Raw genomic sequence first — 22416 nt, 5'->3', positions numbered from 1 at the left:
CTGTCATATTGTGTTCCGGGCATTGTCCGCGGATGCCGTGCAAGCAGCCATTTCATGGGCTACTACTGACAGGCTCATACAACTTCGATCTGGCAGGAGCTTCTCGATGCTGACTCACTGGTTACTAGCGGCGGTTCATCTTCTGGCAGTTGCCTTGGGGGTGTGGGCGGTGTTGGTTCGAGGCAGCGCTTTTCGGCGTTTGGCCGATGGGGCCGCAGAAGTGCGCAGTGTTCTGATAGCGGACAATATCTGGGGTATTTCAGCTGTCGTCTTACTGATCAGCGGGGTGATGCGGGCCTTTGGCGGGTACGAGAAAGGCACGGACTATTACCTGCATCAGCCGCTGTTTCATCTGAAGATGACGCTGTTCGTCCTGATCCTGCTACTGGAAATTGCGCCAATGGTGACGTTGATCAAATGGCGGATAGCGCTGGGCCGTAAAGTGGCTGTCGATACTGGACGTGCGAAGCTGTTTGCACGGATCAGTCATGTCGAGGCGCTGCTGGTGTTGTTGATGGTCGTGGCGGCGACTGGCATGGCGCGTGGAGTGATGTTCGGTTAGCCACGGAGAGCGCGCGTCCTTCCTTGGAAAAAACCAGAAAAGTCTGACAACCAAGGCGTTGAGTTTGTCGCTAGTATCGACCCCTGGAAGCATGTGTGGGAAAGCGAAGCGATGCTGAATCTTTAGCCAGCCGTGATTCCGGACTGAACGGGCTGGCTACTGACTGCAACAGAATTCAGGATTGCGGCTTTTCCGGGGCGGTCAGGCCGGCCTGAATGCGCTGGTAAATTTCTTCACGATGCACTGCAACGTCCTTCGGAGCGTTGATGCCGATCCTGACTTGCTGGCCGCTTACGCCCAGGATGGTGATCGTAATGTCATCACCTATATTTATGCTTTCACCGACTTTGCGGGTGAGTATCAGCATGGTCTTCTCCTTGATTGCTATGTGGGGCACCTGATTCGGACAGTGCAGAGGTCGGTGGTATGTATAGATTAGTGCGAAGTTTCACGGTTTGGGTGCCTCTTTCTGACGCGCAGATGCGACATTAATTCCCAAGGCGTAACTATACAGAGGCCGCAACCATCATTCTCGTAGTTTTGAGCCCATTTTACGGCACTCCTGAAGTATTCATGGGTGTTAAAATCGCCGCTTTATGCATTTGGAGGGAAGCGTCGTGCGCAAAATGGTTCTGGTCATCGCGATATTGGCACTGGCGGGATGTGGCGAGGGCAGCCGTGTAGATGCGCCGAAGCCCAAGTCGGCCATGGCTGCCGTACCTGCGCCAGTGTCCGGCCCGCAATGGGATCTTGAAGTGCGAGGTGAAACCCCGCAGGCGGTCAGCGATCTGAGTGGCTGGCTGATCGAGCACAGTTTCATGTCCAGCGTGGTCAAGGACAATGGCAGTACGCGAATCCTGATGGGGCCGTTCAATTCGAAAGCCGAGGCCGAAGCCAAGCAGGATGAAGTCCGTGCGGCGCTCACTCGCTCCAAGAAACAGAACATCGAATTGCTGGTGCTCGAGCGTCCGGCTGCTCAATAACATTGTGTAGCGCAGACGTTGACGTAACAAAAAAGGCCTCGGGTGTTCAGCTCCGAGGCCTTTTTTGATTCAGATGTAGTCTGGATTCAGCTGCAGGCCTTCATGTCTACCGGGCCGACGAACTCGTTGCCGCGCCCCATGACGCACGCCACGCTCTGGTTGCGTTGGCGCTCCCAGGCCTGTACCGGATAGGTTTTGTCCCAGGCTTCGTACAGTAGCCGATCCTGTTTCGACAGGCGCAAGCCATACTGCTTGCTCATATAGAAGTAGGTGCGGGCGATCATGCCGCGAACCGAAGGGCGGGGCATGACTTTCCTGGCCTTGAAGTCGATCTGGGTCAGGCAGGAACCATATTGCCCCGACTGCTCGGGCAGCCAGCCGTAACTGAAGTTGCTGCGATCGCCATTGACCTCGCCAATGCTGGGCACCAGGTTGTGCAAATCAGCCTCGGCCTTCTGGTAAACCGGGTCGTAGAGGGTGCAGTTCTTGCGACCGCCCTCTTGCCAGCACTGGCGTTGATGACCGATTTGCCAGGCCGGAACGATATGCTCCCACTCGATGCGGGATGCGCGTTTGGCATTTTTACGTGGCACATAACCGCAGGCGGCCAGGTTCACCCGGTTGCCGGTGTACTTGCAGCCACAGTAAAACTCGGTGGATTGGGGGGCGTAGAGCTTCCATGCCACCTTTTTCGCTTCGGTGAAGGTGCGCGGAGCGTCGGCTTGCGCGCCCATGGCAAGAAACAGAAACAACAAAGCAAACCAGCGGACACTCATCGACTCAATCTTCCTTCGGCACAACCCAGAAAATCTGCACGCCGCCATCGTCGCGATAGGCGAGGGTGACGTTGTCGTTCTCGTCGATTTCCTCCAGCAAGCGTTCCCATTCATCCACCGGCTCATCGGGAAGGCGGAAGATCAGCGCTGCCCTGGCCTTTTGTGCAGTGGGGGAGTTGATGATTTTCTGAACGCGCAGGCCCATGCGTACATAGGTGTCAGGAGAGGTAGAGGTGGTGTCCACGGAATTATCCTTATTAAGCTGTACGTGCATACAGTATTTAACTGTAGGCCATTTCGCAACTGCTTAAAAATCAAGAAAATCCTCTGACAGCGGTTTGTTGCATTTGGCGTAAGGCGAAGGGAGTTTTTTTGTCAGATCGAGTGGCAGCCACTCGCCAGGGCTGGCGAGTGGCGCACTGGGTGCCCGACCGGGTCCGGTCGGGCGAGAGCAAATCAGTATTCCCAGTACATCCGCTGCAGCTCTTTGCTGTCATTGGTTTTGGTCAGCGCGACCATCGCCAGGATCCGGGCCTTTTGCGGGTTCAGATCGTTAGCCACGACCCAGTCGTATTTATCGTCAGGCTGTTCGGCGTTGCGCAATACAAAACCGCCGGCGTTGACATGGGAGGAGCGAATGATCTGCACGCCATCCTTGCGCAGGGCTTGCAGGGTAGGGACCACTCGCGACGATACCGAGCCATTGCCGGTGCCGGCGTGGATGATGGCTTTGGCGCCGGACTGAGCCAGGGACTTGTAAGCAGTGTCGCTGACGTTGCCATAGGAGTAGGCGATCTCGACGTCAGGCAGACTCTTGATGGTCTTGATGTCGAATTCGGAATCCATGGTGTGACGCTTGGCCGGCAGGCGGAACCAGTAGGATTTGCCTTCTACCACCATGCCCAGCGGACCCCAGGCACTTTTAAACGCTTCGGTCTTGATGTTGATCATTTTGCTGACATCGCGACCCGACTGGATTTCGTCGTTCATGGTCACCAGCACACCTTTGCCCCGTGCGTCTTTGCTGCTGGCCACGGCCACAGCGTTATACAGGTTCAGCATGCCATCGGCGGACATCGCGGTGCCCGGGCGCATGGAGCCCACGACAATGATCGGCTTCTCGGTTTTTTCCACCAGATTCAGGAAGTATGCGGTTTCTTCCAGGGTGTCGGTGCCGTGGGTGATCACGATGCCATCAACGTCTTTGCTGTCGGCCAGCTCGGCTACGCGGCGACCCAGCTGCAGCAGGTTTTCGTTGGTGATGCTTTCGGAGGCAATTTGCATGACTTGTTCGCCGCGAACGTTAGCCAATTGGCTCAGCTCGGGAACGCCGGCGATCAACTGTTCAATGCCGACTTTCGCCGCTTGATAGGTCGCGCTGTTGGCGGCGCTGGCGCCCGCGCCGGCAATGGTGCCGCCGGTGGCCAGGATCACCACGTTGGCCAGTTTCTGTCGGGTTTCGGCTTCTTTGGCCTGAAGGGCAGTGGGCAGAAGCAGCAGGAGGGCCAAGGCGCCCGGAACAAAGGTCTTGAGTGCAGATGTCATTATTTTTCTCTTCTAGTTGTGAGACGGTGCTGATGCAAGTTCATCTAGATACGCCCCAGGCGAATCTGAACGCTGGGGTGCAAGGGGAAGAGCAGGATCCGTACCAGCAATACTTTGAATCGAAAAACACGCGTAACTTAATGATTTGTAATGGTATTGCTGTTTGTGTCCGATGTGATTTCGAGTCTGGATGTTCGGATCGCCGAACATGTTTGGCTTTTACGTTCGGCTCTCCGAAACTGAAGGCAGCCCTGTTTAAAACTCCAACGCATCGAATCGTCGTTAACGACTAAAGAAATGCGTGCGTCGGTCGATGCTCCTTCAAGGGATCTTTTTTTGCAGGAGTTCGCATGTCGTTATCTATTGGTTTCCCAAATGCCGCGGGCATCACCATCGGGGGAAAGTCTGCGACAACCACTCGTGCTTTGGGCGATGCGACAGAGGATGTGGCTGCTCAAGCGCTGGGTGCAAAGGAAGGCGGCACCCAGGTTAAAACGGGCCCGCCAGGTCTGGGAGAAAGTGCCGGCGCACAGGCCGAAACGGAAACCAGCGATAACACCAGTGTTGCGGTGAAGGTCTTGCTTAAACGTCTGAAGGAGCTGCAGCAGCAATTGCGTGAGCAACAGCAGCAACTGGCGCAGGCCCAGGCGGCGTCCTATCCGACTCCGCAAGCCAAGACCACCGCGGTAGCGGCCATTCAGGGGCAGGTTGCCGAAACCAACGGCGCCATCCTGCAAGTGAGTGCGAGTCTGATCAAAGAGCTGACCAAGGGTTCTGGCACGGGATCGGTGGTCAACACTACGGCATGAGCTGAATGCGGTTTTTTTCGCAGAACATCTTTGAAAGCATTTTTCAGGTCGTTGACAAATAGTGGCAGGGTTCGCATAGTTCGGTTCACGCAAACGTTTGCGCGGCTCCAATGATGACTATTCATCGCAGTGGGTCGTGAAGCTCACGCCAGCGCAAGCGTTGCTCACAATAATCATAAGATCGGAGTGAACCCATGAAGCTGCCATTCGCTGGACGTCTTCTCGCTGTCGCTATGCTGGCTGCCGCATCCGCTGCACTGCCTGTCTCTTCGGCTTTTGCTGAAAGCGCTGAAAAACCGAAAGTCGCACTGGTCATGAAATCCCTGGCCAACGAGTTCTTCCTGACGATGGAGGACGGCGCCAAGGCCTACCAGAAGGATCACTCCGGCGAATTCGACCTCATCTCCAACGGCATCAAGGATGAAACCGACACCGCAGGCCAGACGCGCATCGTCGAGCAAATGATCCTGGCCAAGGTCAATGCACTGGTCATTGCGCCGGCAGATTCCAAAGCCATGGTTCCGGTGATCAAGAAAGCCATCGATGCCGGCATCACCGTGATCAACATCGATAATCAGCTGGACCCCAGCGTCGTCAAAAGCAAAAACATCAACGTTCCGTTCGTAGGCCCGGACAACCGCAAGGGCGCACGACTGGTGGGCGATTACCTGGCCAAACAACTGAAGGCCGGTGACGAAGTCGGCATCATCGAAGGCGTGTCCACCACCACCAACGCCCAGCAGCGGACCGCGGGTTTCAAGGATGCGATGGAAGCGGCACAGATCAAGGTCGTGTCCCTGCAATCCGGTGACTGGGAGATCGACAAAGGTAACAAGGTGGCCGCGTCGATTCTCAGTGAATACCCGCAAACCAAGGCCCTGTTGGCCGGCAACGACAGCATGGCGGTCGGTGCGGTGTCTGCGGTGCGCGCCGCTGGCAAGGCCGGCAAGGTGCAAGTGGTCGGCTACGACAACATCAACGCGATCCAGCCAATGCTCAAGGATGGTCGTGTGCTGGCCACGGCGGACCAGTTTGCGGCCAGACAAGCGGTGTTCGGCATCGAGACGGCATTGAAAATTCTCAAGGGCGATAAGGTCGACGGCGGCGCCAATGGCGTGATCGAAACGCCGGTAGAGCTGGTCACCAAGTAGCCTTCTGGCGACGCAATGGCGTTCGTCCAGCCGGACGAGCGCATGGAGAGTTTTTATGTCAGCTTCCACTCCGAGCGCTGTTCTCTCGGTCAGCGGTATCGGTAAGACCTACGCCCAACCGGTTCTGGCCGGCATCGACCTGACGCTCATGCGCGGTGAAGTGCTGGCGTTGACTGGCGAGAACGGCGCAGGCAAAAGCACGCTTTCGAAGATTATTGGCGGGCTGGTCACACCGACCACCGGTCAGATGCAGTTCCAAGGGCAGGACTATCGTCCGGGTAGCCGGGCTCAGGCTGAAGAGCTGGGTATCCGCATGGTCATGCAGGAACTCAATCTGCTGCCGACCTTGTCGGTGGCGGAAAACCTGTTTCTGCACAATCTGCCCAGCAACGGTGGCTGGATCAGTCGCAAGCAGTTACGCAAGGCTGCCATCGAGGCCATGGCTCAGGTCGGGCTCGATGCCATTGACCCGGACACCCTGGTCGGTGAGCTGGGCATCGGCCATCAGCAAATGGTCGAGATCGCCCGCAACCTGATTGGCGATTGTCAGGTGCTGATTCTCGATGAGCCGACGGCGATGCTTACTGCGCGCGAAGTTGAAATGCTGTTCGAGCAGATCACCCGCCTGCAGGCTCGCGGCGTATCGATCATCTACATCTCCCATCGCCTCGAAGAGTTGGCGCAGGTCGCGCAACGCATTGCCGTGCTACGCGATGGCAACCTGGTCTGTGTTGCGCCGATGGCCAACTACAGCAGCGAGCAACTGGTCACCTTGATGGTCGGGCGCGAGCTCGGCGAACACATCGATATGGGCGTGCGCAAGATTGGCGCTCCGATGTTGACGGTCAAGGGCCTGTCCCGTGCCGACAAGGTTCGCGACGTGTCGTTCGAAGTCCGGGCCGGTGAGATTTTCGGCATTTCCGGTTTGATCGGCGCGGGGCGCACCGAGTTGCTGCGTCTGATCTTCGGTGCCGATATCGCCGACAGCGGCACGATCGCCCTGGGCGCGCCGGCGCAAGTCGTCAGCATTCGCTCGCCGGTGGATGCGGTTGGTCATGGCATCGCGTTGATCACTGAGGATCGCAAGGGCGAAGGCCTTTTGTTGACGCAATCGATCGGCGCCAATATCGCCTTGGGCAACATGCCCGGCATCTCCGGTGCGGGCTTTGTCGACAACGATAAGGAAAGCGCCCTGGCCCAGCGTCAGATTGACGCCATGCGCATTCGCAGCTCCGGTCCGGCACAGTTGGTGTCCGAGCTGTCCGGCGGCAATCAGCAGAAAGTCGTCATCGGCCGCTGGCTGGAGCGTGATTGCTCGGTGCTGCTGTTCGACGAGCCGACCCGGGGCATCGACGTCGGCGCCAAGTTCGATATCTACAACCTGCTCGGTGAGTTGACCCGCCAGGGCAAGGCGCTGGTGGTGGTCTCCAGCGACTTGCGTGAGCTGATGCTGATCTGCGACCGGATCGGTGTGCTCTCGGCGGGGCGCCTGATCGATACATTCGATCGCGACAGCTGGACCCAGGATGAGTTGCTTGCCGCGGCTTTCGCCGGCTACCAAAAACGTGATGCGCAGCTCTTTGAAGCCGCGCCTAGGGATCTTCCATGAATACCGCTTCTTTCGCCGGCAAACGCAATGCCAGCTTCTACGGCCTGGGCACCTATCTGGGCCTGGCGGGTGCCTTGTTGGCGATGATCGTGCTGTTCTCGGTGCTGAGCAGTCATTTCCTCTCGTACGACACTTTCAGTACCCTGGCGAACCAGATTCCAGACCTGATGGTGCTGGCGGTCGGCATGACCTTCGTGTTGATCATCGGTGGCATCGACCTGTCGGTAGGCTCGGTGCTGGCGCTGGCGGCCTCGACCGTCAGCGTGGCGATTCTTGGCTGGGGCTGGGGCGTTCTGCCGGCGGCGCTGCTGGGCATGGCCATCGCGGCGCTCGCCGGTACCATCACCGGTTCGATCACTGTGGCATGGCGGATACCGTCATTCATCGTGTCCCTGGGCGTGCTGGAAATGGCTCGCGGGGTGGCGTACCAGATGACCGGTTCGCGTACGGCCTACATCGGCGATGCGTTCGCCTGGCTGTCCAATCCGATCGCCTTCGGCATTTCGCCGTCGTTCATCATCGCGTTGCTGATCATTTTCATCGCTCAGGCCGTGTTGACCCGCACGGTATTCGGTCGCTACCTGATAGGGATCGGCACCAACGAAGAGGCCGTACGGCTGGCGGGGATCAATCCGAAGCCTTACAAGATCCTGGTCTTCAGCCTGATGGGGTTGCTGGCCGGTATTGCCGCGTTGTTTCAGATTTCTCGCCTGGAAGCCGCGGACCCGAACGCCGGTTCCGGTCTTGAGTTGCAAGTGATTGCGGCCGTGGTGATCGGCGGGACCAGCCTGATGGGCGGGCGCGGCTCGGTGATCAGCACGTTTTTTGGCGTCCTGATCATTTCCGTACTGGCCGCGGGGCTGGCGCAGATCGGGGCAACCGAGCCGACCAAGCGCATCATTACCGGCGCGGTGATTGTGGTGGCGGTTGTACTGGACACTTATCGCAGTCAACGCGCAAGCCGGCGGACCTGAGTCATGGCGACTATCAAAGATGTGGCAGCTCTTGCGGGCATTTCCTACACCACGGTGTCCCATGTGGTGAACAAGACCCGCCCGGTCAGTGAAGAGGTGCGGATCAAGGTCGAGGCGGCGATCAAGACCCTCGACTACGTTCCCAGTGCCGTGGCCCGTTCACTCAAGGCCAAAACCACAGCGACCATCGGTCTGTTGGTGCCCAACAGCCTCAACCCGTATTTCGCCGAACTGGCCAGGGGCATCGAGGATTACTGCGAGCGAAATGGTTACTGCGTCATCCTGTGCAACTCCGACGACAATCCGGACAAGCAGCGCAGCTACCTGCGTGTGCTGTTGGAAAAGCGCATCGACGGCCTGATTGTCGCCTCGGCCGGCGGAGACAGTGGTCTGGCGCAAGGCCTGAAAGGCGTCCGCACACCCATGGTGTTCGTCGACCGCGGACTGGACGGTGTCGATGCGGACCTGGTGCGCATCGACCATGAATACGGCGCGTACCTGGCGACGCGGCACCTGCTGGAGTTGGGGCACCGGGATATCGCCACGATCAGTGGGCCGGAAAACACCAGTGTGGCGCAGATGCGTCTGGCGGGTTATTGCCGGGCCTTGAAAGAGGCGGGCGTCGAAGTCTCTCCCGGGCGCATGCTGGAAAGCGATTTCACCAGCACCGGCGGCTACAGTGCTGCCACGGTTTTGCTGGAAAGCAATCCGCCTAGCGCCATTTTTGCGGCCAACGACATGATTGGCATCGGTGTGCTGCGGGCCGCCGCCGAGCGCAATATTCGCGTACCGAGCGAGTTGTCGGTGATCGGCTTCGACGATATCCAGATGAGTCGGTATGTCTATCCGTCGTTGACCACGGTGGGGCAATCGATCCTGCAACTCGGCGAAATGGCCGCCGAAGTGCTTTTACGGCGAATTGCCACGCCGGACCTGATGACCGATCAGCGGATTGTGACGCCGAGTATTGTCATACGTGAATCGACTGCGCCACTGGCCGGTGTGTTTGCCCAATTCCGTTGAAAACAGAGAGCCGTTGAAAATAGAAAGCCGCTAAACCAACAGCGCCGCCGAAACAGAATCGATGAGTAGCAATGTATGCCAGCAAAAGTAGTGGTAATAGGCAGTTTGAACATGGACCTGGTGACCCGGGCGCCGCGCTTGCCCAAGGGGGGTGAAACGCTGATTGGTGATTCCTTTGCCACCGTCTCCGGCGGCAAGGGCGCCAATCAGGCCGTGGCTGCCGCGCGGTTGGGGGCCCAGGTATCGATGATCGGGTGCGTGGGCAATGACGCGTATGGTGAGGCGCTACGCGAGGCGCTATTGGTCGAGCGGATCGATTGTCAGGCGGTCAGCACCGTCGACGGCTCCAGCGGCGTGGCGTTGATTGTGGTCGACGACAGCAGCCAGAACGCCATCGTGATCGTTCCCGGTGCCAACGGTGCATTGACCGCTGAGGCCATTGACCGTTTTGATTCGGTGATACAGGCGGCGGACGTGCTCATCTGTCAGCTGGAAGTGCCCGATGCTTCTGTTGGCCATGCGCTCAAGCGTGGCCGCGAGCTGGGCAAGACGGTTATCCTCAACCCGGCACCGGTCAGCCGTCCGCTGCCATCGGACTGGTACGCGTCTATCGATTACCTGATTCCTAATGAGAGCGAAGCGTCGGCCCTGAGCGGTCTGTCGGTGGACTCCCTGGAGACCGCGCAAGCCGCAGCAAGCTGTCTGATTGCCCTGGGCGCCGGCAAGGTGATCATCACCCTCGGTGCGCAAGGCTCGCTGTTTACCGATGGCCAGCGCTTCGAGCATTTCCCCGCACCCGCCGTAAAGGCTGTCGATACCACGGCGGCGGGCGATACGTTCGTGGGCGGTTTCGCTGCGGCGCTGGCCGCGGGTAAAGACGAGGCACAGGCGATTCGCTTCGGGCAGGTGGCTGCGGCGCTGTCGGTCACCCGTGCCGGCGCGCAACCTTCGATTCCCGCCTTGAGCGATGTAAAGGCGTTTAAAACTCCATGAAAAAGACACCATTGCTCAACATTGCACTGTCGCGGCTGATCGCCTCATTGGGGCATGGCGACAAGGTCGTTATCGGGGATGCGGGGCTGCCGGTTCCTCCGGGCGTTGAATTGATCGACCTGGCCTTGACCCATGGCATTCCGGATTTTGTCAGCACCTTGAAGGTCGTGCTCAGTGAGATGCAAGTCGAAAGCCACGCACTGGCGCAGGAAATCTTCGATAAAAAACCGTCGCCCCTGATAGCGCTGGAAGAACTGAACGGCGAAGGCGCATTGGGGCGGCGTGAGGTGCTCACCCATGACCAGTTCAAGGTCCTGAGCCGGCAGGCGAGGGCGATTGTTCGTACGGGCGAGTGCCAGCCGTATTGCAACATTGTGCTGGTCGCCGGGGTTACGTTTTGACTGGCTGTCTGCTTTTTGATTTTCCATGCACAAGGAGTGCGCCATGTATCGCTATGCTCAGAAACTGCACCAACTGCTCCGGAGTCTGCTGATTTTGGCCCTGATTACCGCTACGAGCGCCCAGGCGGCACAAAAGATCGATTTGATCATCGACGCCGATCCGGGGGCTGACGATATCGTTGCCTTGTTGTTCGCCCTGGCATCGCCTGACGAGCTGAATGTTCGGGCATTGACCACCGTTGCGGGCAACGTTCGCCTGGACAAGACTTCGCGCAATGCGCGATTGGCCCGGGAATGGGCGGGGCGTGAAGAGGTGCCGGTCTATGCGGGGGCGCCGAAGCCCCTGATGCGTTCCCCCATCTACGCCGAGGACATTCATGGCAAGGAAGGGTTGTCGGGCATTGCCGTGCATGAGCCCAGGCAAGGCCTGGCCCAGGGCAGCGCCATCACTTATCTGATTGATACCCTTAAATCGGCCAGGCCCCACAGCATCACGATCGCCATGCTTGGCCCGCAGACCAATCTGGCCCTGGCGCTGATCCAGGAGCCGGGTATCGTCCAGGGCATCAAGGAAGTGGTGGTCATGGGCGGTGCGCACTTCAATGGCGGCAACATCACGCCGGTGGCCGAGTTCAACCTGTTCGCCGATCCGCACGCCGCCGAAGTGGTGCTCAAGAGTGGCGTGAAGTTGACCTACCTGCCGCTGGATGTGACCCACAAGATCCTCACCAGCGAAGCGCGCCTGAAACAGATTGCGGCACTGAACAACAATGCCGGCCGGCTGGTGGGCGACATTCTCAATGAATACATCAAGGGCGACATGGAGCACTACGGCATTCCGGGCGGCCCGGTGCATGACGCCACGGTGGTCGCTTACCTGCTCAAGCCGCAGTTGTTCAGCGGTCGTTCGGTCAACGTGGTTGTCGACAGCCGCGAAGGACCGACCTTTGGACAAACCATCGTTGACTGGTATGACGGCTTGAAAGCGCCAAGGAATGCCTTCTGGGTTGAAAGCGGCGATGCCCAGGGCTTCTTCGACCTGCTGACCGAGCGTCTGGCTCGTCTGAAGTAAGCGCCATGTCCCGCAGGTGCGTGCCTGCGGGTTTCACTCCCGCCCGCTGACAGCTCAGGCCTTCTGGTCTGACAGGTGTTTCTCGAAAATCTGCTCGATGAACGATTGGGCGGCTTCGGTTCCAAGATCCCTGACCAGCAGGTCGATACCGATAATGGCAAGCTCTTCCGTGCTGCTTGGGCTGTAGGAGCTGTGGCCGTCCTGCCATTTGGCCTTGATGTCAGCGTCGATGCTTACGGTGGTCATATTGGCACTCGTTAAATCGGGAAGTCTGAGTGCCGAGTTAACCATTTTGCGGGGCTTTTGACACGCCGACTTAGGCAGCAAAGGTGGGCTATGCGACACTTGGTCTCTGACGAATATTCAAGGAACGCGCTGTGCAGATCGATCTGAACTCTCCTGATGGCCTGACCCTTGAGGCCGTGCGTCAGTTGCTGGCCGGTGCCAGTGACGATGAGCATACTCAGTTGCGGGTCACCAAAGGAGGCATTGCCTATATCTCCTCGGGTGTCGTGGGCGGTACCGATATCGACGGGTTGTTGTTTCGTCTCGAAACCTGGGCCAAAGGTTCCGGTTATGTCGGGCGGGTCGCGGCCAGCGATGAGGTCTGGGTCATGCAGATATTCAATGCCTTGAAAGAGAACTGGCCCAATCCGCCTTACGACTATATCGACGTCTATTGAGCTTCGTTCATATTCAGTCACGATTCAGTGATCAAGGGCAGGGCGACGCTCAGGCAGAATCGCGGCTCGTCCGGATCATGGGCAGGGTGCCGGTGCTCCCTGTGAAACCAAACGCCAGTCTGGTTGTCGCACGATCTCAGCTTAATCATTGAATAAGGAGGCTTCATGCCTTGGAAGCTCGCGTCATTGGGTACTTTGCTGGCCGTTGCCACGCTGGCCGGTTGCAGCACTGCCTCTACGGAGTCGGCAACCGCTGATGTTGCGACGACTGACACGGGACACAGTCGCTGTGAGGCAAAGGCTGCCGAGTTCACCATCGGCAAACAGGCATCGCCGCAGCTGCTTGAGCAGGCGCGTACTCGCGCAGGGGCGCAACACGCACGGTTCCTGCTGCCAACCGATATGGTGACGCTGGAGTACCGTTCCGATCGCCTGAACCTGAACACCGATGCCAATAGGGTGGTCACCCGCGTCAACTGCGGCTGATCCTTCGGCTTTTGTTTCACCCATAAAAAACCCCGTCACATGGACGGGGTTTTTTTAGTGCGCCTGGAAATTACTCTGGGCGAACTTGAGCAGCTTGCATACCCTTTTGGCCTTTCTCAGCCACGAAGGAAACAGTCTGGCCTTCTTTCAGGCTTTTGAAACCGTCGCTTTCGATAGCTTTGAAGTGTACGAACAGGTCGTCACCGCCACCTTGAGGAGTGATGAAGCCGAAGCCTTTTTCATCGTTGAACCATTTAACGGTGCCGGTTTGGCGATTAGACATGGTGTATCTCCAAGAAACATATATTTTCAGTAGTACTGTGCTGCTCAGGCCAACTGGGCACACCCGGGTATCATAGTCGAAATGTTCGCTTTGGGAGCCCCCCAGACGCGTTGTTTGCTTTCATATTGCACGTCTTTCACCGTCATGAATGGCTGTGAGCCCCGGTTTCAGGGGGTTTGCGCTGCAAAATAGGGGATTAAAAAAACCCATAAAAGCTGCGTAAATTATGTGAATCAGCCGATATTTGGCTGTTTTAGGCCCCCGGATTCCTCAAAAAACGTCCTGCGAAGCTCTATTTCTGGACTCTGCACACCGAGATTTCTTTCAGGGCGCGCTGGCCCAGTTCAGCGCTGGGCGGGTTGTTTTTGTCCATCAGTTGCGCGATCTCTTGTGTGGTGAATTTCTTTTCCAGCACATCGGCGCCGCATGCGCAGTGTTTCTTTGCTTCGGCCGGATTAATACTTTGGCTTGCGGCTTTTGTGCAATCGCCCATGTATTGCGCTTTCACGCCCGCAGGCCAGGCCGCGTGGGCGCTCAGCGGCAGCAGCAGGGCGAGTGGGGCGGCAACGGCAAAAAGACGGATAAGGCGCATGACATGAACTCCTTGGGGTCGGTATCTGTGGCGATTCTCAGTCAATTTGAGGCGACTCGTACATCTCAAGTTCACTCTGCGCCAAAAGAGTAAGGAAATCTTCGCGGTCTGAATGCGTGCAAGTCGACAACCGTTCATCTGTGCTAGCATGCCCCGCTCGGGCGTTTGCAGGCTCCGACGGACCTTCAGTCCCGGTAGCGGCAGATGCGCGATTAACCCTGATTTGAATCCCAGTCACTCTGGTTCGGTTTTCCGGTTGGCCGCAAGGCTCCTGCCGCTGTAAGGCAGGCGTTCGTCATTGAATGGCCTGGACCGGATCTTGTACTGGCTCATCCCAACCCACGTGACCTTTGGTAGGGGTCACCACTAGGAGAGGAGGCGCCATGCCAACTATTACTCTTCCCGACGGCAGTCAACGTTCATTCGATCACCCGGTTTCCGTAGCCGAGGTCGCCGCATCCATCGGTGCAGGCCTGGCCAAGGCCACCGTTGCCGGCAAGGTCGATGGCAAGCTGGTCGACGCCAGCGACATCATCGACAGCGACGCGTCGCTGCAAATCATCACGCCAAAGGATGAAGAGGGGCTGGAGATCATTCGCCACTCTTGCGCCCACCTGGTTGGCCACGCGGTCAAGCAGTTGTACCCGACCGCCAAAATGGTCATCGGTCCGGTCATCGACGAAGGTTTCTATTACGACATCGCCTTCGAGCGTCCTTTCACTCCGGACGACCTGGCGGCCATCGAACAGCGCATGCAGCAGCTGATCGAGAAAGATTACGACGTGATCAAGAAAGTCACTCCGCGCGCCGAAGTGATCGAAGTGTTCAAGGCCCGTGGCGAAGACTACAAGTTGCGCCTGGTCGAAGACATGCCGAACGAACAGGCCATGGGCCTGTACTATCACGAAGAATACGTCGACATGTGCCGCGGTCCGCACGTGCCGAACACCCGCTTCCTGAAATCCTTCAAGCTGACCAAGCTGTCCGGCGCCTACTGGCGCGGTGATGCCAAGAACGAGCAGTTGCAACGCGTTTACGGCACCGCTTGGGCGGACAAGAAGCAACTGGCGGCTTACATCCAGCGCATTGAAGAAGCCGAAAAGCGCGATCACCGCAAGATCGGCAAGCGCCTGGGCCTGTTCCACACCCAGGAAGAGTCGCCGGGCATGGTGTTCTGGCACCCGAATGGCTGGACTTTGTACCAGGTGCTCGAGCAGTACATGCGCAAGGTTCAGCGCGACAACGGCTATCTCGAAATCAAGACGCCGCAAGTCGTTGACCGCAGCCTGTGGGAGAAATCCGGGCACTGGGCCAACTACGCCGACAACATGTTCACCACCCAGTCGGAAAACCGCGACTACGCGATCAAGCCAATGAACTGCCCTTGCCACGTGCAGGTGTTCAACCAGGGCCTGAAAAGCTACCGCGAGTTGCCGATGCGCCTGGCCGAGTTCGGTGCATGCCACCGTAACGAGCCATCGGGTGCCCTGCACGGCATCATGCGCGTGCGTGCATTCACTCAAGACGACGCCCACATCTTCTGCACCGAAGAGCAGATGCAGGCCGAGTCCGCCGCGTTTATCAAGCTGACCATGGACGTCTACGCCGATTTCGGCTTTAAAGATGTCGAGATGAAGCTGTCCACTCGTCCGGAAAAACGCGTCGGTTCCGACGAGCTTTGGGATCGCGCCGAAGCGGCATTGGCCGCAGCCCTTGATAGCGCGGGCCTGCCGTACGATCTGCAGCCGGGCGAGGGTGCGTTCTACGGTCCGAAGATCGAGTTCTCGCTGAAAGATTGCCTCGGTCGTGTCTGGCAGTGTGGTACCCTGCAGCTCGATTTTAACCTGCCTGTCCGTCTGGGGGCCGAATACGTCTCCGAAGATAACAGTCGCAAGCACCCGGTCATGTTGCACCGGGCGATCCTGGGATCTTTCGAGCGCTTCGTCGGAATTCTGATCGAGCACTACGAGGGCGCATTCCCGGCGTGGTTGGCTCCGACTCAGGCAGTGGTGATGAATATCACTGATAAACAGGCAGATTTTGCCGCCGAAGTCGAAAAAACTCTCAACGAAAGCGGGTTTCGTGCCAAGTCCGACTTGAGAAATGAAAAGATCGGCTTTAAAATCCGCGAGCATACTTTGCTCAAGGTTCCTTATCTCTTGGTTATCGGAGATCGGGAAGTCGAGATGCAGACTGTCGCTGTGCGTACTCGTGAAGGTGCTGACCTGGGCTCGATGCCCGTCGCCCAGTTCGCTGAGTTCCTCGCCCAAGCGGTTTCCCGGCGTGGTCGCCAAGATTCGGAGTAATTATTATTAAGCGTGAAATGAGACAAGATAAACGAACTGCACCGAAAGCCCCGATCAACGAGAATATCTCGGCACGCGAGGTTCGGTTAATTGGGGCTGAAGGTGAACAGCTCGGGATTGTGTCAATCGAAGACGCGCTTCTTAAGGCTGAAGAGGCCAAGCTGGATCTGGTGGAGATTTCCGCCGATGCAGTACCACCTGTTTGCAAACTGATGGACTACGGCAAATCGATCTTCGAAAAGAAGAAGCAGATTGCTGCGGCCAAGAAAAACCAGAAGCAGATTCAGGTTAAAGAAATCAAGTTTCGTCCAGGGACGGAGGAAGGGGATTACCAGGTAAAACTGCGCAACCTGGTACGTTTCCTGAGTGACGGGGACAGGGCCAAGGTATCCTTGCGATTCCGCGGCCGTGAGATGGCCCACCAGGAGCTGGGGATGGAACTCCTCAAGCGAGTTGAAGGTGACTTGCTCGAGTACGGTTCGGTCGAACAGCATCCTAAGATGGAAGGACGCCAGCTGATCATGGTCATCGCCCCGAAAAAGAAGAAGTAATCAACAGGGCACGGCAGGCCTTCTGATTATGTTTATCAACTGAATGCGGAGTATCCGAACATGCCAAAAATGAAGACCAAAAGTGGTGCTGCTAAGCGGTTTCTGAAAACTGCTAACGGTATCAAGCACAAGCACGCTTTCAAGAGCCACATCCTGACCAAAATGTCGACCAAGCGTAAGCGTCAACTGCGCGGTAGCAGCTTGCTGCATCCGTCTGACGTGGCAAAAGTCGAGCGCATGCTGCGCCTTCGTTAATTTTAGTCAAGAATAGAGGAAGTAACTCATGGCTCGTGTAAAGCGTGGCGTCATTGCCCGTAAGCGTCACAAAAAAATTCTGAAACTTGCTAAAGGCTACTACGGCGCACGCTCCCGCGTATTCCGTGTTGCCAAGCAAGCGGTAATCAAGGCAGGCCAATACGCCTACCGTGACCGTCGTCAGAAAAAACGTCAGTTCCGCGCTCTGTGGATCGCTCGTATCAACGCTGGTGCTCGTATCAACGGTCTGTCCTACAGCCGTTTCATCGCCGGCCTGAAAAAAGCGTCCATCGAGATCGACCGTAAGGTTCTGGCTGATCTGGCAGTGAACGAAAAAGCGGCGTTTGCTGCGATTGTCGAGAAAGCTAAAGCCACCTTGGCTTAAGTACCCCCGACAGTCACCCGGCCTCGCATCTGTGGGGTCAGGTGTTAAACGTCATAAATAGGGGAAGAGCCTTCAAGCTCTTCCCCTATTTTGTATCTGGAGTCTGTACATGGAAAACCTGGATGCGCTCGTCTCTCAAGCTCTAGAGGCTGTGCAAAGCGCTGAAGATATCAATGCCCTGGAGCAAATCCGGGTTCACTACCTTGGCAAGAAGGGTGAATTGACTCAGGTGATGAAGACCCTGGGGAATTTGCCGGCAGAGGAGCGTCCGCAGGTCGGTGCGCTGATCAACGTTGCCAAGGAGCGTGTCACAGAGGTCCTTAATGCGCGCAAGGCATTGTTTGAAGAAGCCGACCTGGCTGCCAAACTCTCTGCCGAGTCCATTGACGTGACCCTGCCTGGCCGTGGTCAGACCTCCGGAGGTCTGCATCCGGTCACCCGCACTCTGGAACGCGTCGAACAGTTCTTCACCCGTATTGGCTACGGCATCGCCGAAGGCCCTGAGGTCGAAGACGATTATCACAACTTCGAAGCGCTCAACATCCCAGGCCATCACCCGGCCCGGTCGATGCATGACACCTTCTATTTCAATGCGAACATGCTGTTGCGCACCCATACCTCGCCGGTACAGGTCCGCACCATGGAGTCGAAACAGCCGCCGATCCGCATCGTCTGCCCAGGCCGTGTATACCGCAGCGACTCCGATATCACCCACTCGCCGATGTTCCACCAGGTCGAAGGCCTGCTGATCGATCGCGACATCAATTTCGCCGACCTCAAAGGCACCATCGAAGAGTTCCTGCGGGTGTTCTTCGAAAAGGAATTGGCGGTGCGTTTCCGTCCTTCCTACTTCCCGTTCACCGAGCCATCCGCTGAAGTCGACATGGAATGCGTGATGTGCAGCGGTAAAGGCTGCCGCGTCTGCAAGCAGACCGGCTGGCTGGAAGTGATGGGCTGCGGCATGGTTCACCCGAACGTGCTGCGCATGTCCGGTATCGACCCGGAAGAGTTCTCGGGCTTTGCCTTCGGCATGGGCGTAGAGCGTCTGGCCATGCTGCGTTACGGCGTGAACGACTTGCGTCTGTTCTTCGACAACGACTTGCGGTTCCTCGCGCAATTTCGCTAGTCGTAACGAATTCTTAGGAGAGCAGGATGAAATTCAGTGAACAATGGCTGCGTGGCTGGGTTAGCCCGCAGGTAAGTCGCGACGAGCTGGTTGCTCGTCTGTCGATGGCCGGTCTTGAGGTCGATAGCGTTACGCCGGCCGCCGGTGTTTTCAGTGGCGTGGTGGTTGGCGAGGTGCTGAGCACCGAGCAGCACCCGGACGCCGACAAGCTGCGCGTGTGTCAGGTCAGCAACGGTTCGGAAACCTTCCAGGTTGTTTGCGGTGCGCCAAACGTGCGCCCGGGCCTGAAGATTCCTTTCGCCATGATCGGCGCCGAGCTGCCAGGTGACTTCAAGATCAAGAAGGCCAAGCTGCGTGGCGTTGAATCCAACGGCATGCTGTGCTCGCAAACCGAGCTGCAGGTGGGTGAAGGTAATGACGGTCTGATGGAACTGCCGGCCGATGCGCCGGTGGGTGAGGATTTCCGTGTTTACCTGGATCTGGAAGACGCCAGCATCGAGGTCGATCTGACCCCGAACCGTGGCGACTGCCTGTCCCTGGCCGGTCTGGCGCGTGAAGTCGGTGCACTGTACGCCGCTCCGGTGGTGCGTCCAGTCGTAGCTGCGGTTCCTGCCGCGCACGACGAAGTGCGCTCGGTAGACGTGCTGGCGCCCGCCGCGTGCCCGCGCTACCTGGGCCGTGTGATTCGTAACGTCGACCTGTCCCGGCCTACGCCGCTGTGGATGGTTGAGCGTCTGCGTCGTGCAGAGGTGCGCAGCATCGATGCTGCCGTCGATATCACCAACTACGTGATGCTGGAACTGGGTCAGCCGCTGCACGCTTTCGATCTCGCCGAAATCAACGGTGGCATCCGTGTGCGCATGGCCGAAGAAGGCGAGAAACTGGTGTTGCTCGACGGTCAGGAAGTCAGCCTGCGTAGCGATACGCTGGTGATTGCTGACCATTCCCGAGCGCTGGCCATTGCCGGTGTCATGGGTGGCGAGCACAGCGGTGTGTCCGCGACCACGCGTGATGTATTCCTTGAAAGCGCCTTCTTCGACCAGATCGCCGTAGCAGGCAAGGCTCGTTCCTACGGCCTGCACACCGATGCGTCGCATCGCTACGAGCGTGGCGTGGACTGGAAGCTGGCCCGTGAAGCCATGGAGCGCGCCACCGGCCTGCTGCTGGAAATCACCGGTGGCGAAGCGGGCCCGATCGTCGAAACCGTCAGCGAACAACACTTGCCATCGATCGCGCCGATCACCCTGCGCGCCCAACGCATCACCCAGATGCTGGGCATGGAAATGGATTCGGCCGAAGTCGAGCGTCTGCTCAGCGCTTTGGGCCTGACCATTACCGCCGACGGGGCGGGGCAGTGGCGTGTAGACGTACCGAGCCATCGCTTCGATATCAGCCTGGAAGTCGACCTGATCGAAGAGCTGGCACGCCTGTACGGCTACAACCGTTTGCCGGTTCGTTATCCGCAAGCGCGCCTGGCGCCGCAAGCCAAAGCAGAGGCGCGTAGCGATCTGCCTGAACTGCGCCGCCTGCTGGTCGCCCGTGGTTATCAGGAAGCAATTACCTACAGCTTCATCGATCCGAAACAGTTCGAACTGTTTAATCCGGGTGTGGAGCCGTTGTTGCTGGCGAACCCGATCTCCAATGACATGGCTGCCATGCGCTCGTCCTTGTGGCCAGGTCTGGTCAAGGCGCTTCAGCACAACCTGAACCGTCAGCAGGATCGCGTGCGCCTGTTCGAAAGCGGCCTGCGTTTCGTTGGCCAGCTCGAAGGTTTGAAGCAAGAGCCGATGTTGGCGGGTGTTGTTTGCGGTAGCCGTCTGCCGGAAGGCTGGGCGCAAGGTCGCGATACCGTCGACTTCTTCGACGTCAAGGCCGATGTCGAAGCGGTTCTGGGTTTTGCCGGTGCGCTGGATTCCTTCACTTTCGTACCGGGCAAGCACCCGGCGTTGCACCCGGGTCAAACCGCGCGCATCGAGCGTGAAGGTCGTCTGGTCGGCTTCATTGGCGCCATCCATCCTGAATTGTCGAAAAACCTCGGTCTCGACCGTCCGGTCTTCGTCTTCGAGTTGGTTCTGGCGGAAGTGGCGCTGGGCAAAATGCCTGAATTCCACGAGTTATCGCGCTTTCCTGAAGTGCGTCGTGACCTTGCACTGATTGCACACAAAGACGTCGCAGCCACGGCTGTACTGGATGTAATCCGTGAAAATGCAGGCGAATGGCTGACAGACCTCAGGCTATTTGACGTGTATCAGGGTAAAGGCATTGATCCTGATAGAAAAAGCCTCGCAGTCGGCTTGACCTGGCAGCATCCATCGCGCACTCTTAATGACGATGAGGTGAATACCGCAACGCAAAACATCCTCACCTCGCTCGAACAAAGGTTGAACGCCACGTTAAGGAAGTGACGTATGGGGGCTCTGACGAAAGCTGAAATGGCGGAACGTCTGTATGAAGAGCTGGGCCTGAACAAACGGGAGGCCAAGGAATTGGTCGAACTGTTTTTTGAAGAAATCAGGCACGCGCTCGAAGACAACGAACAAGTCAAATTGTCCGGTTTCGGCAATTTCGACCTTCGGGACAAACGCCAGCGGCCTGGCCGCAATCCGAAAACGGGGGAAGAAATCCCGATCACGGCTCGCCGTGTGGTCACCTTTCGTCCAGGGCAGAAGTTGAAGGCCCGAGTTGAGGCTTATGCTGGAACCAAGTCATAACGACGAGCTCCCCGTCATCCCGGGCAAACGCTACTTCACCATTGGTGAAGTCAGCGAGCTGTGTGCGGTCAAACCACACGTGCTGCGCTACTGGGAGCAGGAGTTTCCTCAACTCAACCCTGTCAAACGCCGCGGAAACCGCCGGTATTATCAACGCCAGGACGTGCTGATGATCCGGCAGATCCGCGCGCTTCTTTACGACCAGGGGTTCACCATCGGCGGCGCGCGCCTGCGTTTGTCCGGTGATGAGGCCAAAGACGACACCACCCAATACAAGCAAATGATCCGCCAGATGATCGCCGAGCTCGAAGATGTTCTGGTGGTGCTCAAGAAATAAATTCCTGCTATTAAATACTTCCAGTTTTCAAAAGCTTGCGATATATTCTTGAGCGTTCCTCGAGATGAGGGACAGAATCAACGCCTAGTCGGGGCGTAGCGCAGTCCGGTAGCGCACTAGCATGGGGTGCTAGGGGTCGAGTGTTCGAATCACTCCGTCCCGACCATATTTTTCAATGACTTGGCTCGGTTCGGAAACGACCGGGCTTTTTCATGTCTGTGATTTTTCTAATTTGGTTGCCAATTGGTTGCCAATTGAGATTGGCTTGCTCACACTAACTATTATCCCGCTGGAAATCGGCCGTGAAGGATCCTGGCGAATGGAAGTAGTTGAAGAACTCGAAAAACTGCTCGCAGACGTACCGGCTCTGCACAATCAGCTGATTTTGTTGATTGGCCCTCCTGGCAGCGGAAAGACTGCGGCATTACTCGGTCTGGCTAAAAGGCTCGGCGGGTCGAATAGCGACGTCATGCTATTAAATGTCGGCTCCGCTCTCGGAACGCGTTTAGCTACCGTGCCCGGTAAGGCGCGATCACTCGAAGCTACCCACCTGCTGCGCGAAATGGCCGATGAGCACAGTCGCAACAGTGTGCTCCTACTCGATAATATTGAGCTGCTATTTGATCGCCACCTACGGCTTGACCCTCTTGATCTGCTCAAGCGACAGGCCCAATCCCGTCCCGTAGTAGCCGCCTGGTCCGGCGCGTTGCATGATGGCCGCCTGACCTACGCTCATATGGGCCACCCCGAATATCAGGACTATGCCGCGATCGGCCTGGTTCACCTTCAGATTGATGCCTAGG

At 57.7% G+C, this 22416-nt stretch carries 28 protein-coding genes and 1 tRNA gene; 22 read left to right on the top strand and 7 right to left on the bottom strand.

Translation table 11 applies throughout. The features are described 5' to 3' along the window. Positions 1–106: 106 nt before the first annotated feature. Complete coding sequence (locus tag PMI31_RS04055; RefSeq protein ID WP_008016403.1) at positions 107–562, top strand: DUF2214 family protein; 456 nt, start codon at positions 107–109, stop codon at positions 560–562. A 175-nt stretch (positions 563–737) separates the two neighbouring features. On the opposite strand, the gene csrA is transcribed toward PMI31_RS04055, so the two are convergent. Then, positions 738–929 (bottom strand): carbon storage regulator CsrA, encoded by a 192-nt coding sequence (gene csrA / locus PMI31_RS04050; RefSeq protein ID WP_007975691.1) that lies wholly within the window; start codon positions 927–929, stop codon positions 738–740. 250 nt (positions 930–1179) lie between these two features. Between csrA and PMI31_RS04045 the strand changes: the two genes are divergently transcribed. Then, positions 1180–1545, top strand: coding sequence for a hypothetical protein (locus tag PMI31_RS04045; RefSeq protein ID WP_008016402.1), 366 nt, complete (start codon positions 1180–1182; stop codon positions 1543–1545). Positions 1546–1631: 86 nt separating this feature from the next. Here PMI31_RS04045 and PMI31_RS04040 read toward each other — a convergent pair whose 3' ends face one another. The 3 genes from PMI31_RS04040 to PMI31_RS04030 all read right to left on the bottom strand — a co-directional run bounded on the left by PMI31_RS04040 (position 1632) and on the right by PMI31_RS04030 (position 3866). After that, positions 1632–2321 carry an endonuclease gene (locus tag PMI31_RS04040; protein ID WP_008016401.1) on the bottom strand — a complete coding sequence of 230 codons (690 nt, stop codon included), beginning with the start codon at positions 2319–2321 and terminating at the stop codon, positions 1632–1634. A gap of 4 nt (positions 2322–2325) precedes the next feature. Then, entirely contained in the window at positions 2326–2595 is a 270-nt protein-coding gene (locus PMI31_RS04035) for a DUF1654 domain-containing protein (protein WP_043302188.1), read from the bottom strand. A gap of 182 nt (positions 2596–2777) precedes the next feature. Beyond that, complete coding sequence (locus PMI31_RS04030; RefSeq protein WP_008016399.1) at positions 2778–3866, bottom strand: asparaginase; 1089 nt, start codon at positions 3864–3866, stop codon at positions 2778–2780. Between the two features lie 350 nt (positions 3867–4216). Here PMI31_RS04030 and PMI31_RS04025 point away from each other — a divergent pair, with 350 nt between their 5' ends. The 8 genes from PMI31_RS04025 (at position 4217) to PMI31_RS03990 (ending at position 11898) form a co-directional block, all read left to right on the top strand. Continuing rightward, a complete protein-coding gene (locus PMI31_RS04025) occupies positions 4217–4675 on the top strand; it encodes a hypothetical protein (protein ID WP_008016397.1) in 459 nt (152 codons plus the stop codon). A 194-nt stretch (positions 4676–4869) separates the two neighbouring features. Continuing rightward, the gene (locus tag PMI31_RS04020; protein ID WP_008016396.1) at positions 4870–5826 is read left to right on the top strand and encodes a sugar ABC transporter substrate-binding protein; all 957 of its coding nucleotides are present in this window, start codon (positions 4870–4872) and stop codon (positions 5824–5826) included. 55 nt (positions 5827–5881) lie between these two features. After that, positions 5882–7435 carry a sugar ABC transporter ATP-binding protein gene (locus PMI31_RS04015; RefSeq protein WP_008016395.1) on the top strand — a complete coding sequence of 518 codons (1554 nt, stop codon included), beginning with the start codon at positions 5882–5884 and terminating at the stop codon, positions 7433–7435. Beyond that, positions 7432–8409 (top strand): ABC transporter permease, encoded by a 978-nt coding sequence (locus tag PMI31_RS04010; protein ID WP_008016394.1) that lies wholly within the window; start codon positions 7432–7434, stop codon positions 8407–8409. The genes PMI31_RS04015 and PMI31_RS04010 overlap by 4 nt, the downstream gene beginning before the upstream one ends. A 3-nt stretch (positions 8410–8412) precedes the next feature. Further along, on the top strand, positions 8413–9432 hold the full coding sequence (locus PMI31_RS04005) for a LacI family DNA-binding transcriptional regulator (protein WP_008016392.1): 1020 nt from the start codon (positions 8413–8415) through the stop codon (positions 9430–9432). 75 nt (positions 9433–9507) lie between these two features. Beyond that, positions 9508–10425 (top strand): ribokinase, encoded by a 918-nt coding sequence (gene rbsK, locus PMI31_RS04000; protein ID WP_043302187.1) that lies wholly within the window; start codon positions 9508–9510, stop codon positions 10423–10425. After that, positions 10422–10826: a D-ribose pyranase gene (gene rbsD / locus PMI31_RS03995; RefSeq protein ID WP_008016390.1), complete on the top strand. Its 405-nt coding sequence runs from the start codon at positions 10422–10424 to the stop codon at positions 10824–10826. The genes rbsK and rbsD overlap by 4 nt, the downstream gene beginning before the upstream one ends. 43 nt (positions 10827–10869) lie before the next feature. Further along, positions 10870–11898, top strand: coding sequence for a nucleoside hydrolase (locus PMI31_RS03990; protein WP_008016388.1), 1029 nt, complete (start codon positions 10870–10872; stop codon positions 11896–11898). Between the two features lie 54 nt (positions 11899–11952). On the opposite strand, the gene PMI31_RS03985 is transcribed toward PMI31_RS03990, so the two are convergent. Next, positions 11953–12144, bottom strand: coding sequence for a hypothetical protein (locus PMI31_RS03985; protein ID WP_008016387.1), 192 nt, complete (start codon positions 12142–12144; stop codon positions 11953–11955). 131 nt (positions 12145–12275) lie between these two features. Here PMI31_RS03985 and PMI31_RS03980 point away from each other — a divergent pair, with 131 nt between their 5' ends. Continuing rightward, complete coding sequence (locus PMI31_RS03980; RefSeq protein ID WP_007975706.1) at positions 12276–12581, top strand: hypothetical protein; 306 nt, start codon at positions 12276–12278, stop codon at positions 12579–12581. Between the two features lie 165 nt (positions 12582–12746). Then, entirely contained in the window at positions 12747–13067 is a 321-nt protein-coding gene (locus tag PMI31_RS03975; protein ID WP_008016386.1) for an I78 family peptidase inhibitor, read from the top strand. Positions 13068–13137: 70 nt separating this feature from the next. Here PMI31_RS03975 and PMI31_RS03970 read toward each other — a convergent pair whose 3' ends face one another. Beyond that, complete coding sequence (locus PMI31_RS03970) at positions 13138–13350, bottom strand: cold-shock protein (protein ID WP_003179963.1); 213 nt, start codon at positions 13348–13350, stop codon at positions 13138–13140. A gap of 292 nt (positions 13351–13642) precedes the next feature. Next, positions 13643–13942, bottom strand: coding sequence for a hypothetical protein (locus PMI31_RS03965; protein ID WP_008016384.1), 300 nt, complete (start codon positions 13940–13942; stop codon positions 13643–13645). A 383-nt stretch (positions 13943–14325) separates the two neighbouring features. Between PMI31_RS03965 and thrS the strand changes: the two genes are divergently transcribed. The 10 genes from thrS (at position 14326) to brxF (ending at position 22415) form a co-directional block, all read left to right on the top strand. Further along, positions 14326–16248, top strand: a complete 1923-nt coding sequence (gene thrS, locus PMI31_RS03960; protein ID WP_007975710.1) for a threonine--tRNA ligase — start codon at positions 14326–14328, stop codon at positions 16246–16248. Next, positions 16248–16799, top strand: a complete 552-nt coding sequence (gene infC, locus PMI31_RS03955; protein ID WP_172435703.1) for a translation initiation factor IF-3 — start codon at positions 16248–16250, stop codon at positions 16797–16799. Before thrS ends, infC begins: the two co-directional genes overlap by 1 nt. Positions 16800–16859: 60 nt before the next feature. Then, on the top strand, positions 16860–17054 hold the full coding sequence (gene rpmI, locus PMI31_RS03950) for a 50S ribosomal protein L35 (RefSeq protein ID WP_002553160.1): 195 nt from the start codon (positions 16860–16862) through the stop codon (positions 17052–17054). A 28-nt stretch (positions 17055–17082) separates the two neighbouring features. Continuing rightward, positions 17083–17439 carry a 50S ribosomal protein L20 gene (rplT, locus tag PMI31_RS03945; RefSeq protein WP_007905879.1) on the top strand — a complete coding sequence of 119 codons (357 nt, stop codon included), beginning with the start codon at positions 17083–17085 and terminating at the stop codon, positions 17437–17439. A gap of 109 nt (positions 17440–17548) precedes the next feature. Then, positions 17549–18565 carry a phenylalanine--tRNA ligase subunit alpha gene (gene pheS / locus PMI31_RS03940; protein WP_007975711.1) on the top strand — a complete coding sequence of 339 codons (1017 nt, stop codon included), beginning with the start codon at positions 17549–17551 and terminating at the stop codon, positions 18563–18565. Positions 18566–18591: 26 nt separating this feature from the next. Then, complete coding sequence (gene pheT / locus PMI31_RS03935) at positions 18592–20970, top strand: phenylalanine--tRNA ligase subunit beta (protein WP_008016383.1); 2379 nt, start codon at positions 18592–18594, stop codon at positions 20968–20970. Positions 20971–20973: 3 nt separating this feature from the next. Next, entirely contained in the window at positions 20974–21276 is a 303-nt protein-coding gene (ihfA, locus tag PMI31_RS03930; protein WP_002553164.1) for an integration host factor subunit alpha, read from the top strand. Further along, a complete protein-coding gene (locus tag PMI31_RS03925) occupies positions 21257–21613 on the top strand; it encodes a MerR family transcriptional regulator (protein WP_003179985.1) in 357 nt (118 codons plus the stop codon). Before ihfA ends, PMI31_RS03925 begins: the two co-directional genes overlap by 20 nt. An 89-nt stretch (positions 21614–21702) precedes the next feature. Continuing rightward, positions 21703–21779 (top strand) — tRNA-Pro (locus PMI31_RS03920). 9 nt (positions 21780–21788) lie between these two features. Further along, on the top strand, positions 21789–22415 hold the full coding sequence (brxF, locus tag PMI31_RS03915) for a BREX-3 system P-loop-containing protein BrxF (protein WP_202949433.1): 627 nt from the start codon (positions 21789–21791) through the stop codon (positions 22413–22415). The last annotated feature ends 1 nt before the right edge of the window (position 22416 follow it).

The sequence above is a fragment of the Pseudomonas sp. GM55 genome, from assembly GCF_000282395.1.
Classification (GTDB): Bacteria; Pseudomonadota; Gammaproteobacteria; order Pseudomonadales; family Pseudomonadaceae; genus Aquipseudomonas; species Aquipseudomonas fluorescens_CC.
This window is presented reverse-complemented; position numbering and strand designations above follow the sequence as displayed.